Annotated in this window: 4 protein-coding genes and 1 pseudogene; 2 read left to right on the top strand and 3 right to left on the bottom strand. The window is 60.7% G+C overall.

Features of this window, described 5'->3' with window-relative positions; translation table 11 throughout:
• The 3 genes and pseudogenes from ACXWUF_RS18595 to ACXWUF_RS18585 form a co-directional block, all read right to left on the bottom strand.
• Positions 1–210, bottom strand: a 210-nt coding sequence (locus ACXWUF_RS18595) for a DUF4118 domain-containing protein (protein ID WP_458503343.1), incomplete at its 3' end; no start/stop codon positions are given.
• 36 nt (positions 211–246) lie between these two features.
• Positions 247–996: a sodium:proton antiporter NhaD gene (gene nhaD, locus ACXWUF_RS18590; protein WP_458497654.1), complete on the bottom strand. Its 750-nt coding sequence runs from the start codon at positions 994–996 to the stop codon at positions 247–249.
• 414 nt (positions 997–1,410) lie between these two features.
• Positions 1,411–1,713 (bottom strand): annotated as a pseudogene (locus ACXWUF_RS18585) (Tn3 family transposase); the annotation flags it as partial.
• A gap of 135 nt (positions 1,714–1,848) precedes the next feature.
• Here ACXWUF_RS18585 and ACXWUF_RS18580 point away from each other — a divergent pair.
• Together ACXWUF_RS18580 and ACXWUF_RS18575 are read left to right on the top strand one after the other, a co-directional pair.
• Positions 1,849–3,585, top strand: a complete 1,737-nt coding sequence (locus ACXWUF_RS18580) for an efflux RND transporter periplasmic adaptor subunit (protein WP_458497655.1) — start codon at positions 1,849–1,851, stop codon at positions 3,583–3,585.
• A gap of 705 nt (positions 3,586–4,290) precedes the next feature.
• A complete protein-coding gene (locus ACXWUF_RS18575) occupies positions 4,291–4,899 on the top strand; it encodes a hypothetical protein (RefSeq protein WP_458503342.1) in 609 nt (202 codons plus the stop codon).
• The last annotated feature ends 44 nt before the right edge of the window (positions 4,900–4,943 follow it).

The raw sequence follows: 4,943 nt of genomic DNA, 5'->3' as shown, positions 1-4,943 counted from the left end.
CGGGGCGCTGAGCAGGGACGCCAGGACCGAGGGCCAGCGGCCATGGCGGCTGGCGACCAGCACCACTCCCAGCAGGTACACCATCAACATGCTGGCGGGGGCCAAGAGGTTCCGAAACGGCCAATCGACCGCCGTGCAAAGGACGGGGGCCGCCACGCCCCAGCCATAGGGAGCCAGCCTCTGCCAGAGGGTTAGGTTGGGCGATTTCACCGGCGGCGATCCGAAACGCGACGCCCGCCAGCCGGGCTAGAACTTGCCGCCATTGACCAGGAACAGCGTCCCGATACTGGCGAAGAACCCCAGCAGGATGACGGGCATCCAGCGCAGATGCAGGGTGAAGGTATAGCCTTCGCCCTCTTTCAAATGGGTCTTCATCAGCCCCAGCGCACGCAGGCCGGGCGCGGACCCGATGGCCAGCAGACTGCCCCCGACGCCCAGGGTCAGGGTCAACAACAGCCATTGGCCCACCGGGAAGTTGGGGTGCATGTTCAGCACCGCGAACATCAGGGTGCCGTTATCAATGGACGAGGACGCCAGGCCAATCAGGATATTCGCCACCGTGGGGCTGATCTCCGTGAACAGGTAGTGGGCCATGGCATTCAGGTAGCCCAGGAAGCTCAACGCGCCGACGATCATCATGGTGCCATAGAAAAATAACAGGGTATCCCGATCCACCCCGGCGACGCATTTGAAAACATCAAAACCCCTCTGTGATTCAATATATCGTTGGGCGTCATGATCATCGGTATAAGCGTGCGAGTCATGTTTATCGAATCGGGCCATGCCTTCCGTTTTTATCAGGTAATAACTAAAGAATTGAAGTATCACCAGATCCAGCATCATTCCCGATATGGTCGGCATATCCAGAAACACGTTCGACAGGATGGTGATGCTGAAGGTGAACACGAATATCGAAATAATCCGCTTACTGCCCCGTTTGATAAGGGGTATTTCCTTGATGTATTTCGGCGCCTGCTTTGGCACCGCAAAATGCATGAACTTTGTATGACGGCATTGGCTTCCTCCGCCCAGACCAGCGAAGGGGCTGCGAGCAAAACCGTTAAGGCCAACAGGCCGAGACTTCTAGTAAAGGGGGCTGGGATATTCATCGTGGGAAACAGGATTTCAGTGGTTTTCAGGCCGGTTCTTCGATGGGTTTGCTGGCCCGCCCGTGGCCGTGATCCGGTTTGGGACGCGCTCCTCCCCATGTCCCGGCATCCGAGGCGGGGTCGGCAGCGGCGGCACGGGGCTTGGAAGGCGACGACAGTCTATAGCGGGGGGCATAAAAATCGCGTAAAGGGCATGGGTAACAATATTCAGCGAAACAACGGCAGACGTTTCATAAAAGTTGGGAATGGCCAGCCAACCCGGCCCGCGCCGGGCGCGTCCCGCTGGGCGCCCTCCCCGTGACTATGCGTGGAACCACGCGACACATGGTCGGCTGCGCGGGGTTCGCGACTCGCGGGAAACAGGAAAGTCGTGTAACACTGTGTCGGCCCGGGGCGGAACCCTGGGTGCCCGCCCCACGGTTGCCGCTCCAGGTCGGCCCGCCCCCAGCCGGCCCCCGTTGGCGTGGGCCACGGCCCGCGCGAGCTTGTGGTGGGACTCGCCCCGGCTCAAGGCCCGGCGCGCATTGCGCCGGAGGCGCAGGGAATCGACGCAAGTCAGGGAGTGGCGGCGGCGGCAGATGTCATCCAGTTCCCACAGGGCCTTCTTCGTCCGGTTCTAGCGGGGATGGGAACCGAGCCTGCCGATGCCGAGCGGCTTTGTTGCTAGGCGGCTAAATTGTGCCCGCCGGTAGCCACCATGGACCCATCGGAAAACAACCCAACACAACCAAACGGCTTGATGAGCGCCCAACCCCGCCCCACCGCTGACAACATTCCACCGCCTTCTCCCTTGGCCCAGACCCTCGACGCCTGGCGCCAGCGCCTCGCCTCGGCGGGGCTGGCCTGCCGGGCGGTGGCGCTGCACGCCGAGGACGCCCGCTGGGCCGCGCCCTTCCCGGACGGCCACGCCGCCCCCGCCGACCTGTGGGCCACCACCCGCGCCCGCGTCACGCCGGAGAACCCGGTGGCCCTCGCGAAGGTCGAGGGCGGCGGCGCCAACGAGCTGCTGCTCGCCACCGCCCTGCCGCTGCCGGAGGGCGGGCCGGGCATCGTCGGCGTGGTGCTGGGCGCGCCGCACCACGAGCGGATGGTGCCGACGGTCATGCTGGCCCTGGGCTGGCTGCAACTGGCCCTGTCCGCCGCCAGTCAGGCGCAACACCAGCGGGCCGCCCGGCTGCTGGAACTGCTGGGCCACGTCGCCTCGGAAACCTGCGCCCGCGCCGCCGCGCAGGAGTGGATCAACCGCACCGCCGCCTGGGCGCGGACCGAGGGCCGGTCCGCTAGCCCCGCCGGATTCTCCCTGGCCCTGTTCGAAATGCGCGGGCATTTGCCGCGCTGGTGGGTGTCGGCGGACCTGGCCTTCGCCGAGAAGGCGTCCCCCGCCCTGCAACCGGCCGCCGAGGCTGCCGCCCGCGCCGCCGTGGAACTCCGTGAAATCGGCCAGCCCGGCGCCTGGGCCCTGCCGCTGCGGCACGACGGCGAACCCACGGCGGTGCTGGTGGCCCACGGCGTGGGGACGGACCTGCCGCCGGACGCCCTGGCGATGCTGCGGGCCAGCGCCGCCCTGGCCGAGCCGCTGCTGCGGCCATGGCGGGAGGCCGAGCGCGGCCTGCTCCGCCACGGGTGGGACAGCCTGCGGGTTGGATGGCGCAAGCTGTGGGGGCCGGGTCATCTGACCTGGAAGGCGGGTGCTGTCGCCCTGGCCGGGGCGCTGGCGGTGCTGCTGCTGATTCCGGTGGAGGACCGGGTGACCGCCGACACGGTGATCGAGGGCCGCACCCGCCATGTGGTCACCGCGCCGTTCGATGGCTATCTGGCCCAGGTGGCGGCGCGGTCCGGCGAGTCGGTGGCGGCGGGGCAAGTGCTGGCCCGGCTGGACGACCGGGATTTGCGGGTCGAGCGGGCCAAGTACCACAGCGAACGGGAGGAGGCGGCGGGCAAGCTCCGTCAGGCCATGGCCGACCGCGACGCCCCCGCCGTGGCCTTGGCCCAGGCCGAACTGAAATCCGCCGACGCCCAACTGGCCCTGGTGGACGCCAAGCTGGCCCGGCTCGACCTCGCCGCGCCGATTGAGGGGCTGGTGGTGTCGGGCGATTGGGCGCAACAGATCGGCAGCCCCATCGAGGCGGGCAAGGAGATGTTCGAGGTGGCGACGACCGACGGCTGGCGGGTGGTGCTGCATGTGGAGGACCAGGACATCGCCCGCGTCCGGCCCGGCCAGCGCGGGGTGTTACGGTTGGCGGGCCAGCCGCAGACGGGGTATCCGTTCGAGATCACCCGCGTCACTGCCATCGCCAGCGTGCGGGACGGGGCCAACGGCTTCCGGGTGGAGGCGTCTTGGCTGGGCGGGGTGCCGCCGCTGACGCCGGGGATGCAGGGCGTGGGCAAGGTCGAGGTGGGGCCGACCAACCTGCTGACCGCCTGGACGCGGCGGTCCATCGACTGGCTTTGCCTCAAGGTGTGGGGTTGGTGGTGAGAGTGGGGGGTACCCGCGTCCGATGCGCGGGACTCGGTTGAGGAATCGTCCCGCAGTCTCCGTGGAAATGCTGTTGTGGCTCGCTCCGGCGAGACATTGTGCTTCGCGACGCAGGAACAACACCCGATAAGCTCTTATGCCGAGCGTGGGAACGATAAATTCCGGCGGATTGAATCGCCAAAGTAACCTCCAAACGCCGTCCAGTAGGCTCCACTGGGCGCGCCTTGACATCGCTTTCTTGAATCGGCCAGCATACTGTTCATATCAATATCGTTCCTAAGCTGTACATTGAAGTATTATTGGGGACGTTACGGCCTTTCAAAAAAGCATTAAACAGCCATGTGGCAGTTTGCCCGATCTGACATTGCGATGCATTGAAGTACACACCTGACTTATCTTTGGAGTTACCTAAAAATGAAAATATTTATAAGTTGATCTAGTGAGTCTAGCAAAACAATCGCGGAAGTTTTATGTAAATTCATAAAAACCGTTATACCGACGGCTAGGCCATTTATATCAACAAGCGGCATAAATTCGGGAGAGATTTGGTTCAATAAGATAGGGAATGAGCTAGATAAAACTAAATATGGAATAGTTGTCCTCACTGATAATAATCTTGCAGCCCCTTGGATTTTATTTGAATCCGGGGCGCTGTATAAAGGTGTTTCTAGCACTAGGGTATCGACTCTAGTAGTCGGCGCGGATATGGCCGCACTAAAACCACCACTCTCACTTTTCAACGCCACTACATTTAGTCGGGATCAGATTTTTAAATTAATCAATAGCATCAATGAAGAAATGAAGTCTGCGGCTATTGAGCAAGACATAATTCGCCAATATTTTGAAACCTATTTCCCGAGCTTTGAAGAAAGTGTTTTAAATGCCGTTAATGCGTATGGAATGCGGGATAGGCTTCAACCGTCAGTAATTTTTTCTCCCGCAGTCGATAAAGAAATTGCCTGCTTACAGAAAGAAGCTTTTGATAACGCAAAAAGCGTTTACGAGGAAACAATTGAACGGATAAATGATGGGATTTTAGATATCAAAAAAGACACTATGGCAGATGCTGCCACAGAATACATGTTACATTTTCTCAGGCTTATAGAGAAAAACACAACCACAGAAGAAGTAACCGTGTTTGCCAGACTTACGAAGCCTGAAAATATCAATAAAAGCTATATATGGCCTAAGCGACTCAAAGACAGGTATAAGGCAGCGGCTATATCTAAGAAAATCAAATTATCTTATATATTATATTTTGAAAGGAAAGGCGATATATCATCCTTTTCACCGCTATTGTTTGGTCCCGTGTGATTATATTCCGGTTAGAAGCTATGCTCTCTTCGAGGCGCGGAGCC

This window comes from Methylomagnum sp., from assembly GCF_054333355.1.
Note: the sequence above shows the minus strand (reverse complement) of the source record. Positions and strands in the feature narration are given on the sequence as shown.

Excerpts from the sequence above, each read along its gene's own strand:
- ACXWUF_RS18575 (WP_458503342.1), top strand. The coding sequence starts at position 4,291 with ATGGCCGCACTAAAACCACCACTCTCACTTTTCAACGCCACTACATTT.
- nhaD (WP_458497654.1), bottom strand. The coding sequence starts at position 996 with ATGCATTTTGCGGTGCCAAAGCAGGCGCCGAAATACATCAAGGAAATA.
- ACXWUF_RS18580 (WP_458497655.1), top strand. The coding sequence starts at position 1,849 with ATGAGCGCCCAACCCCGCCCCACCGCTGACAACATTCCACCGCCTTCT.